Source organism: Nonomuraea fastidiosa (genome assembly GCF_042751225.1).
Lineage (GTDB): Bacteria > Actinomycetota > Actinomycetes > Streptosporangiales > Streptosporangiaceae > Nonomuraea > Nonomuraea fastidiosa.
Map to the genome: position 1 here is coordinate 8,636,189 of NZ_CP170570.1, position 22,868 is coordinate 8,659,056.

The 22,868-nt window shown below is 72.2% G+C and carries 21 protein-coding genes; 13 read left to right on the forward strand and 8 right to left on the reverse strand.

Annotated features, from left to right (window positions below):
- Positions 1-84 precede the first annotated feature (84 nt).
- Both ACFMQL_RS39840 and ACFMQL_RS39845 read left to right on the forward strand, forming a co-directional pair.
- Positions 85-486 (forward strand): TrkA C-terminal domain-containing protein, encoded by a 402-nt coding sequence (locus ACFMQL_RS39840; RefSeq protein ID WP_364064891.1) that lies wholly within the window; start codon positions 85-87, stop codon positions 484-486.
- A 167-nt stretch (positions 487-653) separates the two neighbouring features.
- On the forward strand, positions 654-1,199 hold the full coding sequence (locus ACFMQL_RS39845) for a hypothetical protein (RefSeq protein ID WP_378789938.1): 546 nt from the start codon (positions 654-656) through the stop codon (positions 1,197-1,199).
- On the opposite strand, the gene ACFMQL_RS39850 is transcribed toward ACFMQL_RS39845, so the two are convergent.
- Positions 1,174-1,557, reverse strand: a complete 384-nt coding sequence (locus ACFMQL_RS39850; protein WP_364064896.1) for a VOC family protein — start codon at positions 1,555-1,557, stop codon at positions 1,174-1,176. The two genes, ACFMQL_RS39845 and ACFMQL_RS39850, sit on opposite strands and share 26 nt — an antisense overlap.
- A gap of 176 nt (positions 1,558-1,733) precedes the next feature.
- Entirely contained in the window at positions 1,734-2,741 is a 1,008-nt protein-coding gene (locus tag ACFMQL_RS39855) for an aldo/keto reductase (RefSeq protein ID WP_378789940.1), read from the reverse strand.
- Between the two features lie 137 nt (positions 2,742-2,878).
- Here ACFMQL_RS39855 and ACFMQL_RS39860 point away from each other — a divergent pair, with 137 nt between their 5' ends.
- Together ACFMQL_RS39860 and ACFMQL_RS39865 are read left to right on the forward strand one after the other, a co-directional pair.
- Positions 2,879-4,543 carry an acetolactate synthase large subunit gene (locus ACFMQL_RS39860; protein WP_378789942.1) on the forward strand — a complete coding sequence of 555 codons (1,665 nt, stop codon included), beginning with the start codon at positions 2,879-2,881 and terminating at the stop codon, positions 4,541-4,543.
- A gap of 10 nt (positions 4,544-4,553) precedes the next feature.
- Complete coding sequence (locus ACFMQL_RS39865) at positions 4,554-5,525, forward strand: tyrosine-type recombinase/integrase (protein WP_364064905.1); 972 nt, start codon at positions 4,554-4,556, stop codon at positions 5,523-5,525.
- 96 nt (positions 5,526-5,621) lie between these two features.
- Here ACFMQL_RS39865 and ACFMQL_RS39870 read toward each other — a convergent pair whose 3' ends face one another.
- Entirely contained in the window at positions 5,622-6,017 is a 396-nt protein-coding gene (locus ACFMQL_RS39870; protein ID WP_378789944.1) for a RidA family protein, read from the reverse strand.
- Positions 6,018-6,142: 125 nt separating this feature from the next.
- Here ACFMQL_RS39870 and ACFMQL_RS39875 point away from each other — a divergent pair, with 125 nt between their 5' ends.
- Entirely contained in the window at positions 6,143-7,117 is a 975-nt protein-coding gene (locus ACFMQL_RS39875; RefSeq protein WP_364064911.1) for a WYL domain-containing protein, read from the forward strand.
- 10 nt (positions 7,118-7,127) lie between these two features.
- Here ACFMQL_RS39875 and ACFMQL_RS39880 read toward each other — a convergent pair whose 3' ends face one another.
- Together ACFMQL_RS39880 and ACFMQL_RS39885 are read right to left on the reverse strand one after the other, a co-directional pair.
- On the reverse strand, positions 7,128-9,146 hold the full coding sequence (locus ACFMQL_RS39880) for a SulP family inorganic anion transporter (RefSeq protein ID WP_378790268.1): 2,019 nt from the start codon (positions 9,144-9,146) through the stop codon (positions 7,128-7,130).
- A gap of 277 nt (positions 9,147-9,423) precedes the next feature.
- A complete protein-coding gene (locus tag ACFMQL_RS39885; protein ID WP_378789946.1) occupies positions 9,424-10,026 on the reverse strand; it encodes a TetR family transcriptional regulator in 603 nt (200 codons plus the stop codon).
- A gap of 67 nt (positions 10,027-10,093) precedes the next feature.
- Here ACFMQL_RS39885 and ACFMQL_RS39890 point away from each other — a divergent pair, with 67 nt between their 5' ends.
- The 5 genes from ACFMQL_RS39890 to ACFMQL_RS39910 all read left to right on the forward strand — a co-directional run bounded on the left by ACFMQL_RS39890 (position 10,094) and on the right by ACFMQL_RS39910 (position 15,903).
- Positions 10,094-12,112: an AAA family ATPase gene (locus ACFMQL_RS39890; protein ID WP_364064917.1), complete on the forward strand. Its 2,019-nt coding sequence runs from the start codon at positions 10,094-10,096 to the stop codon at positions 12,110-12,112.
- Positions 12,113-12,245: 133 nt separating this feature from the next.
- Positions 12,246-12,512 carry a hypothetical protein gene (locus ACFMQL_RS39895; RefSeq protein ID WP_364064920.1) on the forward strand — a complete coding sequence of 89 codons (267 nt, stop codon included), beginning with the start codon at positions 12,246-12,248 and terminating at the stop codon, positions 12,510-12,512.
- Between the two features lie 58 nt (positions 12,513-12,570).
- Positions 12,571-13,167 (forward strand): CoA pyrophosphatase, encoded by a 597-nt coding sequence (locus tag ACFMQL_RS39900; protein ID WP_364064923.1) that lies wholly within the window; start codon positions 12,571-12,573, stop codon positions 13,165-13,167.
- A gap of 432 nt (positions 13,168-13,599) precedes the next feature.
- Positions 13,600-14,247 carry a lysophospholipid acyltransferase family protein gene (locus ACFMQL_RS39905; RefSeq protein WP_364064925.1) on the forward strand — a complete coding sequence of 216 codons (648 nt, stop codon included), beginning with the start codon at positions 13,600-13,602 and terminating at the stop codon, positions 14,245-14,247.
- Positions 14,248-14,328: 81 nt separating this feature from the next.
- A complete protein-coding gene (locus ACFMQL_RS39910) occupies positions 14,329-15,903 on the forward strand; it encodes a penicillin-binding transpeptidase domain-containing protein (RefSeq protein ID WP_364064928.1) in 1,575 nt (524 codons plus the stop codon).
- Here the strand turns inward: ACFMQL_RS39910 and ACFMQL_RS39915 are convergent.
- A complete protein-coding gene (locus tag ACFMQL_RS39915; protein WP_378789949.1) occupies positions 15,897-16,745 on the reverse strand; it encodes an alpha/beta fold hydrolase in 849 nt (282 codons plus the stop codon). The genes ACFMQL_RS39910 and ACFMQL_RS39915 overlap by 7 nt on opposite strands.
- 150 nt (positions 16,746-16,895) lie before the next feature.
- Positions 16,896-17,588, reverse strand: coding sequence for a PadR family transcriptional regulator (locus tag ACFMQL_RS39920; RefSeq protein ID WP_378789951.1), 693 nt, complete (start codon positions 17,586-17,588; stop codon positions 16,896-16,898).
- 104 nt (positions 17,589-17,692) lie between these two features.
- Between ACFMQL_RS39920 and ACFMQL_RS39925 the strand changes: the two genes are divergently transcribed.
- Positions 17,693-18,163 carry an OsmC family protein gene (locus ACFMQL_RS39925; protein ID WP_378789953.1) on the forward strand — a complete coding sequence of 157 codons (471 nt, stop codon included), beginning with the start codon at positions 17,693-17,695 and terminating at the stop codon, positions 18,161-18,163.
- Between the two features lie 298 nt (positions 18,164-18,461).
- On the opposite strand, the gene ACFMQL_RS39930 is transcribed toward ACFMQL_RS39925, so the two are convergent.
- A complete protein-coding gene (locus tag ACFMQL_RS39930) occupies positions 18,462-18,743 on the reverse strand; it encodes a DUF3040 domain-containing protein (RefSeq protein ID WP_364064939.1) in 282 nt (93 codons plus the stop codon).
- 134 nt (positions 18,744-18,877) lie between these two features.
- Here ACFMQL_RS39930 and ACFMQL_RS39935 point away from each other — a divergent pair, with 134 nt between their 5' ends.
- Both ACFMQL_RS39935 and ACFMQL_RS39940 read left to right on the forward strand, forming a co-directional pair.
- Positions 18,878-19,924, forward strand: a complete 1,047-nt coding sequence (locus ACFMQL_RS39935; RefSeq protein WP_364064942.1) for an Rv2578c family radical SAM protein — start codon at positions 18,878-18,880, stop codon at positions 19,922-19,924.
- A gap of 730 nt (positions 19,925-20,654) precedes the next feature.
- The gene (locus tag ACFMQL_RS39940; RefSeq protein WP_378789956.1) at positions 20,655-22,544 is read left to right on the forward strand and encodes a GTP-binding protein; all 1,890 of its coding nucleotides are present in this window, start codon (positions 20,655-20,657) and stop codon (positions 22,542-22,544) included.
- Positions 22,545-22,868 lie beyond the last annotated feature (324 nt).

A 22,868-nucleotide genomic window follows, 5' to 3' on the forward strand; every position in this document is an offset into this window, starting at 1 on the left:
CCGGTGGAGATCGAACAAACAGGGCTGCCAGGGATAGGACTGCGACACGAGTTCACGACGCGCTCCGGGCGGCGTGTCGCCGTCGTGTCGCACCGCACCGGCCGCCGCGATCTGGTGATCTACGATCCGCACGATCCCGACCAGGCGTGCGAGACCGTCACGCTCAACGACGACGAGGCCGACGCGCTGGCCGAGCTGCTGGGCGCGCCGCGCATCATCCGGCGGCTCAACGAGCTGCACCGCGAAGTGGAGGGGCTGGTCAGCGAGAAGCTGCCCATCCCCGCGAACTCGCCCTACGCGGGGCGGCCGATGGGCGACGCGCAGGTGCGCACGCGTACGGGCGCCTCGATCGTGGCCATTGTGCGCGGCGCGCAGATCGTCGCCAGCCCTGCCCCCGACTTCGTGCTGGCCGCCGGCGACGTGGTCGTCGTGGTGGGCAGCGCCGACAGCGTGCAGGCGGTCGCCGGCATCCTGGCCGACGGGTGAGCGGGCGGTCTCTCCGCCGTGGGAGGCGATCTCCCCCGCCGGGGCGGCCCCCCTCCCTCTGACGGGGGAGGCGGCGCTCCCCTTCTGGCGACGAGACTGCCGGCATGAGCATGTTTTCCAGGGCGTCTTCCCCGGCGCCTTCCACGGCGCCTTCCCCGGCGTCCTCCATGGCGGCCCGGCAGGCGCCCGCGCCGCCGCCACGCTGGGCGGTGCGCGCCGCGCACGCCGTCGCCCTCGTCACTCTGCCGTCGGGACTGTGGCGCGTCGCGCTCGTGGCCGGGCTGCCCATCGGATACGTCGCCGACGTGCCGCCCGAGGTGCGCGACCTGCCCCCAGGAGAGGTCGCCTACATCGTCGGCCTCAGCGTCGTCAGTGAGCTGGCCGCGCTGCTGACGATCGGGCTCGTCAAGCCCTGGGGCGAGGTCCCGCCCCGCTGGCTGCCGCTGGTGGGCGGGCGGCGCATGCGGCCGCGCCTCGTGCTCGCCGCCGCCTACACCGGGGCGGCGCTGATCGTGCTGCTCTGCGGGTACGCGGTGCTCGCGGTGATCCTGCAGCTCGGCTCGGGTTTCCCGTTCCTGTCGGGTGCCGGGCACGCACTCCTCATCGCCTGCTACCTGCCGCTGCTGGCGTGGGGGCCGCTGACGTTCGCGGTCGCGTACTCGTACCAGCGCCGGCACCGGCACCGCGTCACAGCGGGTCGAGACGCCTCCTGAGCAGGCAGAACACGTTACCCTCCGGGTCGGCGAGCACGTGCCAGGGCTCCTCGCCCGTCTGGCCCACGTCGGCGTGGCGGGCGCCGAGCTTGAGCAGGCGTTCGAGCTCGGCGTCCTGATCGCGGTCGGTGGCGTTGATGTCGATGTGCAGCCGGAAGAGGCCCGCGTCGGGCACGTCGTCCTCGGGGCTGAGCACGATCGTCGGCTGCGGCCCGCCGAACCCCTCGCGCGGCCCGATCTCTATGGAGCCGTCCTCTTCGCGGTCGAGCTCGACGTAGTCCAGCACCTCGCACCAGAACCGCGCCAGCAGCTCAGGGTCGCGGCAGGCGAGCACCAGCTCGCTGATCCGGGACGCCACGCAGAACACCCACTTTCGGTCGAAGGCGACCGAACACCCGTCACCTGGGCCCCAGCCGCCGGAACGGTCCCGCGATCGTATCCGAGAGGCCGGCGCGACCGCGAGCGACTTTTCCGCCCGAAAGCGGCGGCCACCCCCCTCTCACCCGGGGTGGCCGCTTTGCGGGCTGGGGGAGGTCAGCGGCGCTCGCTGTCCAGGCTCGCCATGAGGTGCACGGGGTAACGGTCGCCCCTGGCGGCGTCGCGCGGGATGACGGCCTCGATCTCGGCCAGCTCCTCGGCGGTGAGCGCGAGCCCGCCGGCGTCGATCATGGTGCCGACCTGCTCCAGGGTGCGGGAGCCGACGATGGGCACGATGTCCTCGCCCTGCGCGGCGACCCAGGCGATGGCGAGCTGCGCCACCGAGACTCCCCTGGCCGCGGCCGGCTCCTTCAGGCGGTCGGCGAGCGCGGTGTTGTGTTCGAGGTTCTCCTCCTGGAAGCGGGGGTAGGCCGCGCGGCCGCCGGAGGCGGTCCCGCTGCCGCCGATCAGGCCGCGCGACAGCGCGCCGTACGCGGTGACGCCGATGCCGAGCTCGCGGCAGACCGGCAGGATCTCGTCCTCGACGCCCCGGCTGAACAGCGAGTACTCGATCTGCACGTCGGAGATCGGCGCGACGGCGGCGGCCCTGCGGATGGTCTCGGCACCGACCTCGCTGAGCCCGATGTGGCGCACGTACCCCTTCTCCACCCACTCGGCGATCGCACCCACCGTCTCCTCGATGGGCACCGACGGGTCGAGCCGGGCCGGGCGATAGATGTCCACGTGGTCGGTGCCGAGGCGGCGCAGCGTGTAGGCGAGGAAGTTGCCCACGACGGCCGGACGGCCGTCGAACCCGGTCATCACGCCGTCCGGGCCGACCAGGGCCCCGAACTTGACCGACAGCACGACGCCGTCGCGGTCGCGCTCGTCGAGCGCGCGCCGGATGAGCAGCTCGTTGTGCCCCGAGCCGTAGAAGTCGCCGGTGTCGAGCAGGGTGCCGCCGGCGTCGAGGTAGGCGTGCACCACACGTACGCCTTCGCGCTCGTCCATGGGTCCGTACGCGCCGGACAGGCCCATGCAGCCGAGCCCCGGCGAGGTGACGGCAGGACCGGTACGGCCGAGGCGGCGCGTCCCGAGGCGAGTCGTTTCAGTCTGAGTCGTCATGGCTCCACAGTGCTCGCCCGCCGCGTGCGGCATCCAGGCATCCTCAATGCCATGACCGCTGGTCACAGGGGCTGGAATGAACGGCGGGGCGCGCGTGCTGTGACGGATGCAGTCACAGGTGAAAGAAGGCGTTTCGCATGTCAGCGCAGGCCACGCAGAAGACGGCGGCCCAGCTCATCGTGCAGGCCCTGGAGGCGGAGGGCGTCGAGTACGTCTTCGGCATCCCGGGCGAGGAGAACATCCACTTCGTCGACGCGCTCAAAGACTCCTCCATCCGCTACATCCTCGTCCGCCACGAGCAGGGCGCGGCGTTCATGGCGGAGCTCTACGGCAGGCTGACCGGCAAGGCCGGGGTCGCCTCGGCCACGCTCGGCCCCGGAGCGATCAACCTGCAGCTCGGCGTGGCCGACGCCACGACCAACAGCACCCCGGTGGTGGCGATCACCGCGCAGGTCGGCCTCGACCGCATCTATAAGGAGACCCACCAGGTGGTGGACCTGGTGTCGCTGTTCAAGCCGATCACGAAGTGGTCGGAGCTGGCCCCCTCAGTGCAGGCGCTGCCCGAGCTGATCCGCAAGGCGTTCAAGACCGCGCAGACCGAGCGGCCCGGCGCCGTCTACCTGGCCATCCCCGAGGATGTCGAGTCCGCGCCCGCGCCCGGCGACCTCGCGCCGCTGCCGCTCAACGTCGTACGCCCGCAGGACCCCTCCGCCGCCCAGGTCGCCCGCGCCGCCGAGGTGCTGGCCACCGCGCGCCGCCCGATCGTGCTGGCCGGCCACGGCGCCACCCGGGCGGGCGCATCCGACGCGCTCGTGCGCTTCTCGGAGAAGCTGGGGCTGCCGGTGGCGACCACGTTCAACGGCAAGGGCGTCTTCCCCGACGACCACCGGCACGCGCTCGGCGCGGTCGGGTTCATGCGGCACGACTACGTGAACTTCGGCTTCGACGAGGCCGACGTGCTCATCACGGTCGGCTACGAGCTGCAGGAGTTCGACCCGGTCAAGATCAACCCGAACCGCGACAAGAAGATCATCCACGTGCACCGGTTCCCCGCCGAGGTGGACGACCACTACCCGGTGGCGGTCGGCGTGCACGGCGACATCTCCCGCTCGCTGCACGCGCTCGGCGACGCCGTGCACCGCCGGTTCACCATGAACGGCACCGGCGAGAAGATCCGCCGCATGCTGCGCGAGGAGCTGGAGCAGGGCCGCGAGGAGCACGGGTTCCCGCTGTCGCCGCGCCGCGTGGTCGCCGACATCCGCGAGGCCATGGGGCGCGAGGACATCGTGCTGGCCGACACGGGCGCGGTGAAGATGTGGATGGCCCGCATGTACCCGGCGTACGAGCCGAACACGATGATCGTCTCGAACGGGCTGTCGTCGATGGGGTTCGCGGTGCCGGGCGCGCTGGCCGCCAAGCTCGCCTGCCCCCGGCGCAAGGTGCTGGCGGCGACCGGCGACGGCGCGTTCCTGATGAACTCCCAGGAGCTGGAGACCGCCGTGCGCGAGCGCATCCCGTTCGTGGTGCTGGTGTGGGAGGACGGCGCGTACGGGCTGATCGAGTGGAAGATGGACCTGGAGCTGGGCCGCGACTCCAACGTGGCCTTCGGCAACCCCGACTTCGTGAAGTACGCCGAGAGCTTCGGCGCCCGCGGCTACCGGATCAGCAGCGCCGGCGAGCTGCTGCCGACGCTGCGCAAGGCGCTGGCCGACGACGTGGTGTCGGTGATCGCGGTGCCGGTCGACTACTCGGCGAACCTTCAGCTGACCGACAAGCTGGGCGAGCTGACCGGACCCTTCTAAGATCGTCCGGGTGAGCCTGCCCGCCGTATCCGCACCGGGCGCGCCGGCGGTCGAACCGGCGCGCGACCCGTACCACGTCTATCTCGACTCCCTGACCAGCCCCGAGTCGCGCCGCACCATGCGCGGCTGCCTCGACCGGCTGGCCCGCATGCTCACCGGCGACGAGAACGCGACGGGCGCGGGCCAGCCGTGGCACCTGCTGCGGTACGAGCACACCGTGCGCATCCGCACGATGCTCACCGAGCAGGGCTGGTCGGCGGCGTACGTCAACAAGCATCTGGTGGCGCTGCGCCGGGTGCTGAAGGAGGCGTGGCGGCTCGGCCAGACCAGCGCGGAGGACATGGCGCGCGCCTCCGACCTGGCCCCGGTACGGCAGAGCCGGCTGCCCGCCGGGCACCACGTGCCGCCCGAGGTGGTCGGCGCGGCGCTGGCGGCCTGCGACGACTCCCCCGCGGGCAGGCGCGACGCGGCGCTGATCGCGGTGCTCTACTCGACCGGCTGCCGCCGCGCCGAGCTGGGCGGGCTCACGCTCGCCGACTACGACCCCGGCGCGCGCTCGCTGCGGGTGCGCGGCAAGCGCGACAAGGAACGGCTCGTCTACCTGACCGCCGACGCGATCGGGCTGCTCGAACGGTGGCTCGCGGTGCGCGGCACCACGCCGGGTGCGCTGTTCAGCCCGATCAGCACCGCAGGGCGGCTGCGGATGCGCGACGGGCGTCCCGTGGGGCTGACCGGGCAGGGCATCTCCGACATCCTGACCCGGCGCTTCGAGGCGGCGGGGGCGGCGCGGCGCACCCCGCACGACTTCCGCCGCACGTTCATCGGCGAGCTGCTGGACGCGGGCGTCGACCTGGCCACCGCGCAGGCCCTGGTCGGCCACGCCTCCCCCGCCACCACCGCCCGCTACGACCGCCGCCCAGAACGCACCCGCAGGGAAGCGGTCGACCGCCTGCACCTCCCCCAGCCCCGGCCTCTGGCCTGAGCAGGGAGCCCCGGCCTGCCCGGTCTGAATCCGCCGGGATGCCGGGGCCGGGGACGGGCCGGGACCCGGCTGAGCCAGGCGGGCGCGGGGCCGGGGTCAGGCCACCGCCGTGCCCTCCAGCTCGACCATCAGGCCAGGCAGCGCGAGCCGGGTCACGCCGAGCATCGTGGTGGCCGGCGCGACCCCGGCCGCGCCGAGCCGCGCCGCCAGCACGCCGTAGTGCTCGAAGACCCGGTCCACGTCGGTGGTGTAGACGTTGAGCCGGACGAGGTTCGCCAGGGACATGCCGCCCTCGGCGAGCACCGCCTCCAGGTTGTCGAGGCTCAGCGCGAGCTGCGCGGCCATGTCACCGGCGTGCTGCGGCTTGCCGTCGGCGCTCATCGCGGTCTGACCCGAGCAGTACAGCGTCCTGGTGTGCCCGGAGACGAGCTCGGCCTGGTTGTAGCCCAGATCCACCGACCACGGCCACGGGTTGACCGCCGTTCGCTCCATGGTGATATCGGCTCCTTCCGTATCGGCCGGCGCACGATGGCGCGCCGGCGCGGTTGTTCGCGTCGCAGCTCAGCCTTCCGACAAATCACGACATCTTGTGTCGTGTATCTCTGTAGGGTTTTCGCATGCGTGCCGACCGGTTGGTCGCGCTGGTGCTGCTGCTGCGCCGGCACGGCCGGATGACCGCCACCGCGCTGGCCCGCGAGCTGGAGGTCTCCACCCGGACGGTGCTGCGCGACATCGAGGCGCTGTCTGCGGCCGGCGTCCCCGTCTACGCCGAACGCGGGCGGCACGGCGGCTTCGCGCTGCTGCCCGGTTTCCGTACCGAGCTGACCGGGCTGAACCGCGACGAAGCCCTCGCCCTGCTGGTCGCCGGGTCGCGGCGCGGCGCGCAGGCGTTCGGCCTCGGCTCCGCGCTGGCCTCGGCGATGCTCAAGGTGGTGGACGCGCTGCCGGACGGTCATCGCGACACGGCGGCCGGCGCCGCGGAACGCCTGCTCATCGAGCCCGAGACCGATCTGCTCGCGCGCCGGATGCCGATGGACGAGGTGCCCGACGCGGTGATGGCCGCGGTGCTGGGCGCGGTCTTCGCCGGGCGCAGGCTGCGGCTGCACTACGCGACCCCCGGCCGGGAGCCGTCGTGGCGCACGGTCGATCCGATCGGGCTGGTCACCGTACGCGGGCGCGGTTACCTGCTGGCCATCCGCTCGGGTGAGGACCGCACGTACCGGCTGTCGCGTGTGCTGGCCGCCGAGGAGCTGGACGAGCCCGCGGAGCGGCCGGAGCGCGTCGATCTCGACCGGGCCTGGCAGGAGCGCAGCACCCGGTTCCGCCACGGCGACGACCAGGTCACCGTGGAGCTGCGGGTGCACCCCGAGCGGCGGGAGGAACTGGTGGGCACCGCGCTGGCCGTGCACGCCGAGGAGACCGGCGCGGACGGCTGGCTGCGGCTGCTGGTGTCCTTCCAGGACCGCAGGCACGCCGTGTGGGCGCTGTGGCAGCTCGCCGCCGCCGCCGAGGCGCTGTCGCCGCAGTGGTTACGCGACGATCTGCACGCCCGCGCCACCGCCATCGCCACCCGCTACGAGCCCAAACCCTGACCGCCGCACATCACCATCCGCCACGGCGCACACCCCGCCCGCCGCACACCACCGCTTGCCACGCGGCACACTCCTGACCGCCGCACATCACCACCCGCTGCCAGTCGCAGCCCTGGCCGTCTGTCCCGCCCCGCGCGACTCCGAGCGCGCCCTCCGCGCACTCCCCGTCTGGATCGCAGCCCGCCCTCGGCGCGTGCCGATCGTCTCGGGGAGGGGGTAGCGCGCGTCGCAACCCCGGACGCGTGCAGGCCTCCCGGGCAGGCAGCGCGCGTCGCGACCCGGGGGTGTGCGCGGCCCGCCCGCCCGGGCCGCGCACGTCAGGGGTCCGGCAGGACCGCGGCGAGGTCCCGCCGGGCGAACCGGCCCGGGCCGCGTACATCGCGAGTCCGGGGCCGCGTGAGACGGGGTCAGCCGGCCAGGCGGGGACGACGCCCGTCGTGTGGAGGCGTTCGCGAGCGGCCGCGATGGCCTCGTCGGTGGTGGCGAACACCCGGCCCGCCTGGTGCAGCCGGGCGATCACGCCGAGCGCTTCCAGAGGCCGATGGTGCCCGTCGGGGATGCCGGAGACGTACACGGCGATGCCGCGCTGCTCCAGCCGGGAGACGGCGTCGCCGAGGACGAGCGCGCCGCTGGCGTCGATGGTGGTGACCCGGCGCATGCGCAGCACCACCACCGACACCCCGCTCACCGCCGACACCTCCACCAGGAAGCGGTGGGCGGCGGCGAAGAACAGCGGCCCTTCCAGGCGGTAGGTGACGATGTGCTCGGCCAGCAGGGCGTGTTCTTCCACGGTGTGCTGGGGCTGCAGGTCGTGGCGGAGCGGCTCCTGGTCGAAGCGGACGTTCCCGGCGATGGCCCGCAGCGCCAGCGCTCCGGCGACGACCAGGCCGAGGATGACGGCCAGCACGGTGTCGAGGGTGAGGGTGGCCACGGCGGTCAGAACGAGCACCGCGGCGTCGGCCCTGGTGGAGCGGACCATGGCGCGTACGGCGCCGATCTCGACCATGCGGACGGCGGTGGCGAGCAGCACGCCGGCCAGCGCGGCGAGCGGGATGCGGGCGACCAGCCCGGCGGCGGAGTAGACGAGCGCGCCCAGGATGAGGGCGTGGGCGAGCGCGGCCAGCCGGGACCGGGCTCCCGAGCGCACGTTGACGGCCGTTCGCACGGTGGCGCCGGTGCCGGGCATGCCGCCGAACATCGGGGTGACGAGGTTGGCGACGCCCTGGCCGAACAGCTCGCGGTCGGGGTGGTGGCGGGCGCGGCCGGTCATGCTGTCGGCCACGGTCGCCGACAGCAGCGACTCCAGCGCCGCCAGTGCGGCCACGGCGACGGCGGGGGCGATGAGTGACGGCAGCGCGTCCAGGTCGAGGAAGCCGAGTGACGGCGCGGGCAGCCCGGCGGGCAGGGGCCCGATGCGGGCCAGCGGCAGCCCGGCGATCTCGGCGACGAGCGTGGCGGCGGCCACGGCGAGCAGCGAGCACGGCACGGAGGGCCACAGCGCGGCCCCGGCGAGCAGGACGACGGCGACGACCAGGGCGGTGCCCACGGCCCACCAGTGGGGCCGGGCGAGGAAGTCGAGCACGGCGTGCCAGGCGATGACGGCGACCTTGTCGCCGTCGTGGGCCCGCACGCCGAGCGCGTGGGGGAACTGCTGCAGCCCGATGACGCAGGCCATGCCGACGGTGAACCCGGCGATCACGGGCGCGGGCACCATGGCCACATGGCGGCCCGCGCCGATGAGGGCGAGCCCGATGAGCAGCAGCCCGGCCAGCACGCCGACGGTGAACACCCCGGTGGCGCCGTGAGCGCTCATGATCGGCATGAGGATGACGGTCATCGCGCCGCTCGCGCCCGACACCTGCACCGCGGAGCCGCCGAACAGCGCGGCGAGCGATCCCGCGACCACGGCGGTGGCCAGGCCGGACGCGGCGCCGAGCCCGGATGAGACGCCGAAGCCGAGCGCGAGCGGCAGCGCGACGACGGCGACGGTGAACCCGGCCATGAGGTCGGTGCGGGGCTCGCGGCACATCTCCGCCAGGTCGCCTCGGCGCGGCAGCAGGGCACGCAGGCGGCGGCCGAGCGCGACTATCACGGAGCGAGACCGTTCATATCGGTGCTGTTACTGCGTTGGCGCGCGAAAGAACCGCTCACCCTCACTCCCTTCGAGTGCCGACGACTAGCCCGCAGATGCTCCAGACCGCATAGCCATGCAAGTGGTCAAGGAGTAGTCAGGATCTTAGCCACTACTTTCTGTGTTCAGTCAAATACTCTGTGTAGTCGTCATCGGGTGCGCATGCCGGTGGCGATCAGGTGGGCAACATCGCGAAGGCGCGCTCGGCGGCGCGCACCGCCTCGGCCTCCACCTCGGCGAGCGGCCTGCCGCTGGCCAGCATCGCCCAGTTGCGCCGGGCGAGCACCCGCTGGGTCGACACCAGCAGCCCGGCGAGCAGGGTGGCGGTCAGCTCGTCGGAGGTCTCGGCCAGCGCCTCGGCGAGCAGCTCCTCGTCGCGCGCCATGTGCTGGTGCAGCCGGGCCAGCAGGCTGGGCGTGGTGAAGAAGACCATACGGTGGTACGCCACCACCTCGGGGTCGTCGTTGAGCCCCGTCACGGGATCATGCCTGGCCAGGCCGTCGAGGAAGTGGCGGCGCAGCGCCTCGACCGGCGACTCCCCCGGCGCGCGCCCGCGCACCACGCGGGCCGACTCGCCGAGGTGGTCGGCGATGCGGTGCAGGACCAGGTCCTCTTTGGTCGGGAAGTACTTGAACAGCGTCGGCTTGGACACGCCCGCGGCCGCCGCGATCTCCGTCACCGGCACCTCGTCGAAGCCGCGTTCAAGAAAGAGCGTGATGGCCGCCGATGAGATGGCCTCGCGCACCCGCTGCCGCTGCAGCTCCCGAAGTCCCGCCATGAGGCCAACCCTAGCAAAGTGTTAACCTGGTCAATCTCTTAACCGAGTTAACGCTTTGGGAGGTGTCATGGCGACGCTCGACGAGGAGCGCGCGTACGTCGAACGCTGCAAGGACGGCCTGCGCAGGATGCTCCGGGACGCGCGGGAGAACGTCATCGTCGGCGAGACCGTGGCCGGCGACCGCTACAGCGCCGAACGGCTGGGACGCCACCTGAAGAGCCTGGCCAAGGAGCTGAGCGAGGAGCCCGAGGGGCCGCCGTTCTTCGGCCGGCTCGACTTCGGCCAGGACGCCGGCGAGCACCGCGGGCGGGCGTACCACATCGGGCGGCGGCACATCGCGGGCGAGCACGGCGGCACGCCCGTGGTGGTGGACTGGCGCGCGCCGGTCGCGCGCGCCTTCTACCGGGCCAGCGCCCGCGACCCCCAGGGCGTCGCCGTACGCCGCCGCTTCGGCTGGTCGGGCACCACCCTGACGAGCTTCGAGGACGAGCGGCTCGGTCAGGGCGAGGAGGGCGAGAGCAGGATCCTCGCGGCGGAGATCGAGCGTCCCCGCGTGGGCCCGATGCGCGACATCGTCGCCACCATCCAGCCGGAGCAGGACGACCTCGTACGTGCCGACCTCGACAACTCGCTGTGCGTGCAGGGCGCGCCCGGCACCGGCAAGACCGCCGTCGGCCTGCACCGCGCCGCCTACCTGCTGTACGCGCACCGGCGGCGGCTCGAGCGGGACGGCGTGCTCGTCCTCGGCCCCAACCGCGCCTTCCTCGGCTACATCTCCGCCGTGCTGCCCGCGCTCGGCGAGATGGACGTCGAGCAGACCACGCTCGGGCAGCTGCTCGCCACCGTCCCCGTCACCGCCGTCGACGACCCTGACACGGCCGCCGTCAAGCACGACGTGCGCATGGCGGACGTGCTGCGCAGGGCGCTTTATGGGCGCATACGCAAGCCGGTCGAGCCCGTGGCCGTCCCCGACGGCTCCTACCGGTGGCGGGTCTACGAAGACGAGCTGCGCCGCATCGTGGACGACACGCGCCGCGAGTCCGTGCCGTACGCGGTCGGCCGCGAGCGGGTCCGCGCCCGCGTCGTCGAGGCGATCAGACGCCAGGCCGAGCAGCGCGGCGCCACCCCCAACGCCGCCTGGCTGCGCAAGATCGGCCGGGGCGTCACCGGCTGGCTCGACACCGTCTGGCCGTCGGTCAAGCCCGTCCAGGTCCTGTACGAGGTGCTGCGCGGCCCCTCCGACGACGCCCCCGACCCGGCTCGGGGCCTGCTCACCGATGCCGAACGCGCCGCGCTCACCTGGGACAGACCGCCGCGCAGCGCGAAGAGCGCGAAGTGGTCGGCGGCCGACCTCGTGCTGCTCGACGAGATCGCCGCCCTCATCGAGCGGCCACGCGGCTACGGGCACGTCATCGTGGACGAGGCCCAGGACCTGTCGCCGATGGAGTGCCGGGCGGTCGCCCGCCGCAGCGAGCACGGCTCGATCACCGTGCTCGGCGACCTCGCCCAGGGCACCACCCCGTGGGCGGCCACCTCATGGCCGGAGCGGATGGCGCTGCTCGGCAAGCCCGGGGCCCGCGTCGTCGCGCTCACCACCGGCTTCCGGGTGCCGGCGGCCGTGGTCGATCTGGCCAACTCGCTGCTGGCCGCGCTGGAGGTCGAGGTGCCCGAGACGCGCTCGTACCGGTCGGACGGGCGGCTGCGGGTGACCCGCGTCGCCGACCTGGGCGAGGGGGTCGCCGCCGCCGTGCGCGAGGCCATGGCGTTCGAGGGGTCGATCGGCGTCATCGCCGCCGACGCCCACGTCCCCGCGCTCACCGCCGCGCTCCAGGGCCTCGACGCGGGAGAGCGGCTGAGCGTCATGCCCGCGACGCTGTGCAAGGGCCTGGAGTACGACCACGTCGTCGTCGTGGAGCCCGCCGCGATCGTCGAGGCCGAGCGGCGCGGCCTCAACCGCCTGTACGTGGCGCTCACCCGCGCCGTCTCCCGCCTCGACGTCCTGCACCACCGCCCTCTGCCCGCGCGGCTCTCGATCCCGCGGGAGGCGGACTCGCCGGTCGCCGCGCTCTCGGCGAAGGCCCGGTGACACCGTCTCCACGGGGCCATGCCGGACCCGCCACAGGCGGCTTGAGATGGGCCGATGCCGGGAACGAACGACTCGACAGCTCCGCCCACCCAGGCGTGTGATGTCGCGTCACCGCCTTGAGAGAAGCCTGCCCATGACCTCACCTCATGACCCGTACGACGCCACACCGCACACGCCCCGTGACGAGCCCCGCACGAGCGATCAGATGCTGTCCATCATGGGGTTCGCCTGCGCGGCCATGGCCCTGCTGTTCATCCCCATCCTGTTCGGGCTGGGCGGCGTGGTGCTCGGCATCATCGGGCACACGCGCGGCGAGCCGCTCGGCCGCTGGGCCGCCATCGCGGCGGGCGCGGCCATGCTGATCGGCACCATGCTCGGCATCCTGCTCACCACGACCTGACCAGGGTCGGCAGGCCGTGAGCCGGCGCGCTTTCCGCGCGGCGTGAGATCCTTGACGGGTGCTTCCGCCCATCGACGAGCTGCGCACGCAGGTCACCGCCCGGCTGGCCGCCTTCCGGCGGCGGCAGGTCCCGCCCGCGGACGGGCTGCGCAGGGCCGGGGTCACGGTGTGCGTGCTCGAGGACGCCGAGCGCAGCCCGTACGTCGTGGTGATCAGGCGCTCCGCCGCGGGCCGCAACGCCGGGCAGTGGGCGCTGCCCGGCGGGCGCGCCGAGGACGGCGAGCGGCCGGAGGACGCGGCGCTGCGCGAGCTGGCCGAGGAGATCGGCGTCACCGGGGTCGAGGTGGCCGGGCTGCTCGACGACTTCGTCACCGACTCCGGGTTCGTGATCACGCCGGTGGTGGCGTTCGGCGGGCCGCAGGAGCCGGTGGCCGATCCCCGCGAGGTGGCGTCGGTGCACGCCGTTCCGCTGGAACGTTTCCTCGCACCCGGCGTGCCGCGCTGGCGGGGCGAGCTGCTGCAGATGCCGCTGGGGCCGTCCATCGTGATCCACGCGCCGACCGGTGCGATCCTGTGGCAGTTCGCCGAGGTGGCGCTGCGCGGCCGCGAACAGCGCGTTTTCGACGTCGCCCAGCCCCGCTGGACACGCACCTGACCCCTTCGCCATCCGTCAGCACCCGGCCTCACTGAACGCGCACCCCGCCGCTGTCCGCACCCAACCCCGCCGGACGCGTACGGAAACCCCCGCCGTCTGCCCGGTGTCGGGTCATTTACGGCGGCGGGAAATCCCTGTTCAGAGGCCGCCGGAGAGCCGCCCATCAGGGCCCCAAAGGCCCGCCACGATTACCTTTAGGGACCCCCGGTGTGCTTAACTCGAGATGCCGATGTGGTTTGTGTCCCCCGGGCCGCAAATTACCGCCTTCACGGAATACCGTTCGGCTGGAGCCGTGTTGTGCATCTCGCCGAGGAGGCGACCGCCACATCGGCCTCAAAGCTTTCTCAGGCGCCCCGCAACACCCGCGAGGCGCCTGCTCTATTGTGGGGTGGCCGCCAGCCCGACGATCAGGAGAGCTCGTTGCTTTACCACGTGGCCAAGTTCGCTTCGACGCCGCTCGTCCATGCGATGTGCCGCCCCCACATCTCCGGCGCCGCGTACGTCCCGCGCACAGGCCCGGCGATCCTGGCCGCCAACCACCTGTCGGTGCTCGACTCGTTCCTGCTGCCCGCGCTGCTGCCGCGCCACGTGACGTTCACGGCCAAGAACGAATACTTCTCCGGCGACCCCATCTCGGGTTTCTTCATGCGGCTCGGCCGCAGCCTGCCGGTCGACCGCGAGAGCGGGCGCTCGGCGCAGGCCATGCTGGAGGAGGCGGCCGCGCTGCTGGAGCGCGGCGAGCTGTTCGGCATCCACCCCGAGGGCACCCGCTCCCCCGACGGCCGCCTCTACCGCGGCAAGGTCGGCGTGGCCTGGCTGGCGCTGCGCACCGGCGCCCCGGTGCTGCCGGTGGCGCTCAGCGGCACCGAGAAGGTGATGCCGTACGGCGCGAAGGTGCCGCGCCCCGCGCCCATCGGCATCGCGATCGGCGCGCCCATGCACTTCACCGGCGACCACACCAAGGCGCAGGACCGCCGCCGGGTCACCGACGAGATCATGGCCGCCATCCAGAAGCTGTCCGGCCAGGAGTACGTCCCGAGATACGCCGCCAGCGTCAAAGCCGAGAATGGTATGTCCTGATTGGGAGCTCCCGCTAGTCTCGTAACTTGTCGTCGAGGAGCAGGGGGCTGATCAGTGGCGCGGGGCCGTACCATCGCGATCGTGTCCGTGACCTCCGTGCTCGCGGTGGGGGCCGCGGCTGGAGGCGCCTACTACGTGCTGCACACGCGCGGCACACCGGCCGAGACCGCGCAGCGGTTCGCCGCGGCCTGGCAGGCGGGCGATAAGAGCGCGATGACGAAGGAGCTGGCCAAGCCGCAGCAGCTCACCGCGTACGACCAGCAGCGCAGCGCGCTCGCCGTCAAGTCCACCAAGATCGAGCTGGGCCGGGTCACCGAGGGCGACGACCGGGCCAGCGTCCCCTATACCGCCACGCTCGACCTGAAGAACGTCGGCGAGTGGACGTACCAGGGCAAGATCGACCTAGTGGTGTCCGACCGCACGTGGAAGGTCGACTGGAAGCCCTCGACGCTGCATCCGTCGCTGACCGGCGGGGAGAAGTTCGCGCTGAAGACCCGCTGGCCCGAGCGCGCCGAGATCACCGACAGTGAGGGCTCGCGCATCGACACCGGCGCGGTCGGCGGTTCGGTGCAGCAGCTCGTGGGCTACCTGGACAAGGCGACCAAGAAGGACGTCGCCAAGCTCGGCTCCTCCTACAAGGTCGGTCAGGCGGTGGGGCGCGGCGGGCTGCAGGAGACGTTCCAGAAGCAGCTCGCGGGCACGCCCACGACGGAGATCAAGCTCGGCGACAAGACGCTGAAGACCATCGAGGGCAAGCGTGGGAAGCCGGTGCGCACCACCCTCGATCCGCGCGCCCAGGAGGCCGCGGTGACGGCCGTCAAGCACATGAAGAAGCCCACGTCGCTGGTCGCCATCAAGGCGTCGACCGGCGAGATCCTGGCCGTGGTCAACACCGTGGGCGGGTTCAACAGGGCGCTCGACGGCCGCTATCCGCCCGGGTCGACGTTCAAGGCGGTGACCGCGATCGGGCTGCTCGCGGCCGGCATGTCGCCGCAGGACCGGGTCACCTGCCCCAAATACTCCACCGTCGGCGGCCTGAAGATCCGCAATTCCGGCGAGGAGTCGTTCGGCTCGGTGTCGCTGCTCGACTCCTTCGCCCACTCGTGCAACACCACGTTCGCGCCGCTGGCGAAGGAGAAGCTGGGCGCGGAGAAGCTGCTCGAGGCGGCCGAGGACGTCGGATTCAACCAGCCGCTCAACATCGGCGTGCCGGCCACCAAGGCCAGCTTCCCCCGGGCGCAGTCCGACGCCGAGCTGGCGGCGGAGTCGTTCGGGCAGGCGAGGATCACCGCCAGCCCGCTGTCGATGGCCTCGGTCGCCGCCGCGATCGCCGACGGCACCTGGCGTCCGCCGACGCTGGTGCCCTCGCTGAAGCAGAAGGCGAAGGAGCGCAAGCTGCCCGACGACGTCAAGCAAGGGCTGCACCAGATGATGGCGGCCGTGGTGACCAAGGGCACCGCGAGCAAGGCCGGCCTGCCCGCGGGCACCCACGGCAAGACGGGCACCGCGGAGTTCGGCACCGGGGATGACCTGAACGAGCACGCCTGGTTCATGGGGTTCAAGGGCGACGTGGCGTTCGCGGTGGTCGTCGAGGGCGGTGGCGGCGGCGGTGCGGTCGCGGCGCCGGTCGCGGCCACGTTCCTGAAGAACTACTGATCGCGCAGCAGGAAGCGGCGGATCTCCTCGGCCGCCCGCTCCGGGCTGCCGCGCTCGGCGGTGTCGGAGGTGGCGCTGTGGTCGAGGCCCTCCATCAGCACTTTGGTGGCGTGCGGCAGCACCCGTTCCAGCCCGTCGAGCGCCGCGAGCAGGTAGGGGCGGGTCTTGGTGCCGCCGAGCAGCAGCACCTTCGGGCGTACCTCGCGATAGACCTCCATGTCACCGGCCGCCTCCAGCGCCAGTCCGAGGTCCTGGCGCAGGGTGGGCGCCAGCTCCGCGAACGACGCTCCCGGGCCCTTCATCATCCTGCGGGTCAGCGGCTCCAGCACCGGACGCGGCATCACCTTGAAGATCGGCGGGCCGAGTTCGGCCGCCTTCATGCCGGTGACCAGCGCCGCGGCGGTGTCGCCCGCGTCGAGCTCGCTCTCCAGGCGGCGCAGGTGACCTCTTAGAGCGGTGGCGTCGGGGAGCAGCGGCGGCTCGAACACGACGGCCCTGCGCACGCCGCCCGGCCTGGCGAGCAGCGTCCGCAGCGTGATGATCGCGCCGGAGCCGGCCCCGGCGACATAGGAGGCTCCGGTGGCCTCCAAGAGCGCGCCGAGGTCGGCGACCTCGCGCTCCAGCCCGTACGCGGGGCCCACGGGGCCGCTCGCTCCCCTGCCGCGCCGGTCGGGCAGGTAGCAGGTGAAGTCGTCCGCCAGGGCGCGGGCGAGGTCGAGCTGGCTGCGGCCGGTCTGCATGGCGCCGTGCACGATCACCAGGCCGGGGCCGCTGCCGACCTCGTGGTAGCCGATCGTGGTGCCGTCGGCGGACGTCACCGCGCCCGTGATGGTCGTGGTCATGAGGGCTCCCTCTCTCTGTTCGGTCATGTGAAGGGAGCCCGGCTATCGTTGTCGGTGCCATCTCGTGGCCGAGGCTCCGCTTCAGGGGTTCTTCGGATGCGAGGTACGCCCGGCGGCGGTGTTGCAGCACCTCCGCCGGGCTTTTCGCGGTCAGCCGTCCGGTGCGCCTCTGGCGGCGACGTCCGCCGATCCGTCCGGGAGCTCGCCCGTACGGTGATAGGTCCGCCACTCGTCGAGGCCGGGGAACGTGCCGCCTTCCAGCTCCTTCACCAGCGCGCACACCCAGGCGGCCTGGGCCTCGCGCATCGCCAGCGCGTACTCCGACTCGACGAGGAAGAGGCGCGGCAGCTCGGCCCGCTCCGCCTCCAGCGCCCGCCGGTCGGCCTCGATCTGCTCCTCCAGCCGTTCCAGCCTGCGGCGCAGCAGCGGGCCGACCTCGTCGGGGCCGAGCCCGCCCATCACCGACAGCCCCGCCTCGAACGCCGTCGGTTCCCTGGCGGGCTCCGACAGCAGCTCGCGCGTCCAGTCCGCGGCCTCGCGACGACCGGCCTCGGTGATGCGGTAGACGGTCCGCTCGGGCCTGCCGCCCTCGCGGCGGCTCTCCACCTCCTCCAGCAGGCCGTGCTTGTGCAGGTTGCGGACGACGGTGTAGAGCGAGCCCCATTTGATGGGCATGTCCTGATCCTTGCCCCGCGCCCGCAGGACGGAGGCCATCTCGTACGGGTGCATGGGGCGCTGGACGACGGCGGTGAGCACGGCGAGCGCCAGCAGGTTGGTCACCGGTCGCCGCCTGCCCATGGTGTGCCCCCTCGCAGCCGAATACTCGTATGCGAATATACGCATGCGAGTAATGTGCGAACAAGAGCCACCCTGATGGAAAGCCTGGCGACGCTGTTTCGATACGTTCGTCCTGCCGAACCCCCGACGAGAGCGAGGACGAAGCGCCGATGAGCCGCCTGCACCACCACAAGACCGTCGTCACCTGGACCGGCAACAAAGGCACCGGCACCAGCGGCTATCGCGACTACGGCCGCGAGCACGAGCTGACCGCCGACGGCCGCGAGGTCATCCTCGGCAGCTCGGACCCGGCCTTCCGCGGCGACCCGGCGCGCTGGAACCCCGAGCAGCTCCTGGTGGGCTCGCTCTCGCAGTGCCACATGCTCTGGTACCTGCACAAGTGCTCGACGGCCGGGGTCGTCGTGACCGGCTACGTCGACACCGCCGAGGGCACCATGGCCGAGACCGCAGAGGGCGGCCACTTCACCGAGGTCGTGCTGCGGCCGGTGGTGACGGTGAGCTCGCCGGAGATGGTGGAGACGGCGATCGCGCTGCACGCCGACGCCCACAAGGCCTGCTTCATCGCCGCCTCGGTCAACTTCCCCGTCCGCCACGAGCCCACGGTCCGCGTGGCCGGCTGACCTTGATCCCCGGTGGCCCGCGGCGACCCCGCCGGGCCACCGTCACAAGACGTGGCGACGAGCACGACGGCTCAACGCCCGACGATCCCGTGCCCACCGCGAGCCCGCCACCACACAGAGAGCGTGCAAGATCCGCGACGGCAAGACGTCGGCGTGACCGGCGGCGGGGCGTGCCGGTATGACCGGGAGCGGACTGTCACCGTGCGACCGGTAGGGGCCGTCACAACACAATGGCCGGAGGCGAGACACGCAAGCTCAGCGGACCTCAGACGACGCCGACCGCTACCCCGAACCTCCCTCAGAGCATGGTCGTCAGGGCCAAGGCGGCAGCGGCCTCATGACGGAGCACCATGACCAGCAACGTTGCGACCAATGTGGCGATCAGAATCCAGCTGATCAAGATGATGACCGTCGAGCGGCGCGGCCGGCGCTTGAGACCCGGCTGCCCCTTTGACCTCGCCTCATTACGACGCACCCGCTCGTTGAAGGACTCAAGCCGAGCCACAAGTCGCGGATCGTCGTCGACGAGGTGCTGCTCGATCTGGGCTAGCATCCGCTCCTCGTCCTGCGACCAGGCCATAGGTGCACCTCCCGAACGCAAGCTCCGTGGCGTCTTTCTGCCCAACCATGAAGATCATTAGCCCCCTGCTGACCATGTAATTGCGACCTCTTTTCGGTTTGCGATCAAGCTCGAATACTTGTTCTAATCATGGCATGCGCTGGGACAACCTGCGCCTGGCCGGGCCCGGCCGGGACGATCCGGCCGTGCCGCTGTTCGCTCGCGGCGCGGTGACCAGAACGTTCGACACCCCTGAGTTCAAGGGGATGACCTTCTACGAGATTCAGGCCCGATCCATCATCAACCGCGTGCCCGCCGCGAGCCGGGTGCCGTTCGAGTACACGATCAACCCCTACCGCGGGTGCACCCATCGCTGCGTTTACTGCTTTGCCCGAAAAACGCACGAATATCTGGATTTCGATGCCGGGGCCGACTTCGACTCGAAGATCGTGGTCAAGGTCAACGCCGCCGAGCTGGCCCGCAAGGAGCTGGCCTCGCCGCGCTGGGGCGGCCACCACATCGCCATGGGCACCAACGTCGACTGCTACCAGCGCGCCGAGGGCCGCTACAAGCTGATGCGCGGCATCCTGGCCGCGCTGCGCGACGCCGCCAACCCGTTCTCCATCCTCACCAAGGGCACGCTGATCCTGCGCGACCTCGACCTGCTCACCGAGGCCGCCGACGTGACCGAGGTGGGGGCCAACGTGTCGGTCGGCTTCGTCGACCAGGAGCTGTGGCGCGCGGTCGAGCCCGGCACGCCGCACCCGCGACGGCGGCTGGAGACGTGCGCGACGCTCAATGACAACGGCATCGCCTGCGGCGTGCTGATGGCGCCGATCCTGCCCTACCTCACCGACTCCCCCGCCCAGCTCGACCGCACGGTCAAGGAGATCGCCGACTCGGGCGCCACCCACCTCTCCCCCATAATCCTGCACTTGCGCCCTGGGGCCCGGGAGTGGTGGCTGTCGTGGCTGTCCCGCGAGCACCCGCGACTCGTCCCGCGCTATCTGGAGCTGTACGGTCGCGGCGCCTACGCGCCGAAGGCGTACCAGCAGCGCGTCATCGGGCTAGTGAGGGAGCTGGCCGAACGGCACGGAGTCGGCCGCGCCACCCCCGCCACCGCCCGCCGCCTCCCACCCGCTCGCCCCGCTCCCCCGGCCAGGCAACCCGCCGCCGAAGCCGAACAGCTACGCCTGCTGTAGAGAACGGGGCGGGGCCTTCGCCGTGCAGCCTGCCCGGAGCCCGGGACACCGCAGGGGCCGCGGCGTACCCGCCGCCGCGTGCGACCCGCCTGCGTGTGACCGGGGCGCGGCGAACCCGAGCTCGAGCGAGCCGAAGCGCGGCCAGGCCGAGGGCGGGTGAGATCCGGCCCAGACCGGCGACGACCCGCCGAATGCGAAGCCCGGCGCTCACGCACCGCGCCGAGCGGCGCGAACACGGCCGCGCTCGTTGCACACGCCGACCGCGATCGACAGTACCGACTCGGGATCGAGGCGGCGCTCGCGCCGGCGGGGCGCGGGTGGGGGGCGGTCGCCTTACTGCGGGAGGACGAGGACGGCCGCGCGGGCTAGCGACACTCCCGCAGGACGACCGCGACGACCACGCGAACACCGTTCCTCACAAGGACGAGGACGGCCGCGCGGACCGACGGCACCCCTGCGGGACGACCACGACGACCACGCGAACACCGTTCCTCGGGAAGACAGGGGCGGCCGTGCGGCCGGCGGCGTGCCTGCGGAAGGACGGGGGCGACCGCGCGGGCCGGTGGTGTCCCGGTTCGAGGCCCGCGTGGAAAATCGTTGGCGGCGGAAGCGGTGCGGGTGGGACTATGGCCGGCGCACGCGTACGTCGATGATCAGGAGTTCGAGATGAGGTGCCACGGAATCTCCCAGTGCCCTGTTGGCTCGAGAGTCTCCCGAGGCTTCCTCACGCATGCACATACTGAACATCGGCATCCTCGCGCACGTGGATGCGGGCAAGACCAGCCTGACTGAGCGGCTGCTGTTCGAGACCGGCGTCATCGACCGGCTCGGCAGCGTTGACGACGGTAACACCCAGACCGACACCGGCGAGATCGAACGACGCCGGGGCATCACGATCCGCACCGCCGTGGCCTCGTTCACGCTGGGCGACCTGCGGGTCAACCTGGTGGACACGCCGGGGCACGCCGACTTCGTGGCCGAGGTGGAGCGGGCGCTCGGTGTGCTCGACGGCGCCGTGCTGGTGCTGTCGGCCGTCGAAGGGGTGCAGCCGCACACCCGAGTCCTCATGAAGACCTTGCGCAAGCTGCGCCTGCCGACGCTGATCTTCGTGAACAAGATCGACCGGGCGGGGGCGCGCGAACACGACCTGCTGGACGAGATGCGGCGGCGGTTGTCGCCGTCCTGCGTGCCGATCACCACCGTCGAGGGGATCGGCGGGCGCGGGGCCGTCACCCGGCCGCTCGCCTCGCTGCGACCCGCCGCAGAGGTGCTGGCCGAACGCGACGACGCTCTCCTGGAGCTGCTGGTCGAGGGCGGCGAGCCGACATCCGGCCAGGTACGCGCGGCGCTGGCCGGGCAGTGCGCGGCCGGGGAGGCGTACCCGGTGCTGTTCGGCTCGGCGATCACCGGGCAGGGCGTGACCGAGCTGCTCGACGGCATCGCCGGCCTGCTCCCCTCCGTGGCCCAGCCAGAAGAGGGAGGGCGGCCGCACGGGCTGGTGTTCGCGGTCGAGCGCGCCCCGTCCGGGGAGAAGGCGGCGTACGTACGGCTGCGCGCGGGCGCACTCCGTACCCGCGAGAAGATCGGCTTCTACCGCGACGGGACGCACGCCTACGACGGACGGCTGACCGCGCTCACCGTGGCCGGTGCGCCGCAGCGGCGGACGGCGCTGGCCGGCGACATCGTCAAGGTGCAGGGCGTGCCGGAGATCCGGGTCGGCGATCACCTGGGCGGGCCGGGCCCGGCCGGGCAGGCGCACTTCACGCCGCCCAGCCTGGAGACGGTGGTGCGGGCGCGCGTCCCCGGCGAGGAGCCGCGGCTGCACGCGGCGCTGCTCGCGCTGGCCGAGCAGGACCCGCTGATCGGCACGCGCACGCTTGCGGGCGGCGAGACCTCGGTCCTGCTGTACGGGGAGGTGCAGAAGGAGGTCATCGGCGAGACCCTGGCCAGGGAGTTCGGGGTGGAGGCGACGTTCGAGCCGAGCCGCCCCGTCTACTTCGAACGTCCCGCGGGCACCGGCGAGGCGCTGGAGGAGATGCAGCGGCACGGCCCCAACGAGTTCATGGCGACGGTGGGGCTGCAGGTCGAGCCGGCCCCGCCGGGCACGGGGGTGCGCTACCGGCTGGAGGTCGCGCTCGGGTCGCTGCCGCTGGCGTACCACCGGGCGATCGAAGAGAGCGTACGCGCGGCGCTGCGCGAGGGCCCGCACGGCTGGCCGGTGACCGACGTGGTGGTGACGGTGACCGAAACCGGTTACGACGCGCCGACCACGGTGGCGGCCGACTTCCGCGGCCGCGCGCCGAGGGTGCTCGCGGAGGCGCTGCGCCGGGCGGGCACGATCGTGCACGAGCCGTGCCACCGGTTCGAGGTGGAGGTGCCGCTGGAGACGTTCGGCCCGGTCACGGCGCAGCTCGCGGCGCTGGGCGGTGAGCTGCGCGAGACGTGGCGGCGGGCCGACACGTGGCTGGTGACCGGGGAGATCCCGGCGGCGGCTGTGCACGTCTTCGAGCAGCGCCTGCCCGGGCTCTCGCATGGCGAGGGGGTGTGGTGGTCGGAAGCGGCGGGTGATCGGCCGGTACGCCATCCGGCCCCGGGCGCGCGCTCGGCGGCCGTCCGGTGAGAGTCGCACGCGGGTGTTCGCAGGCGATACGGCTGCGTGGTCGAGGCGTTACGAAGAGTACATAGGAGGTATGTCGGGTTTCGTCGTTCGATGGGTATTAAGGGCCGTGGTGCACCAATCCGGTGCGCCACGTCCGTACAGGGGGGATGATCCTCATGGCTGACACGAAGAAGAAACCCGCGGCCAAGTCCGGCAAGTCCAAGAAGCAGGCCATCAAGACGAGCCGGCAGGCCAAGGAGACCAAGCGGGAGACCAAGCCGACCGGCGAAGAGTGATCTTCCGGGCAGCCCTCGCAGGCTGCCCGTCCGGTGAGGTGATCGGACG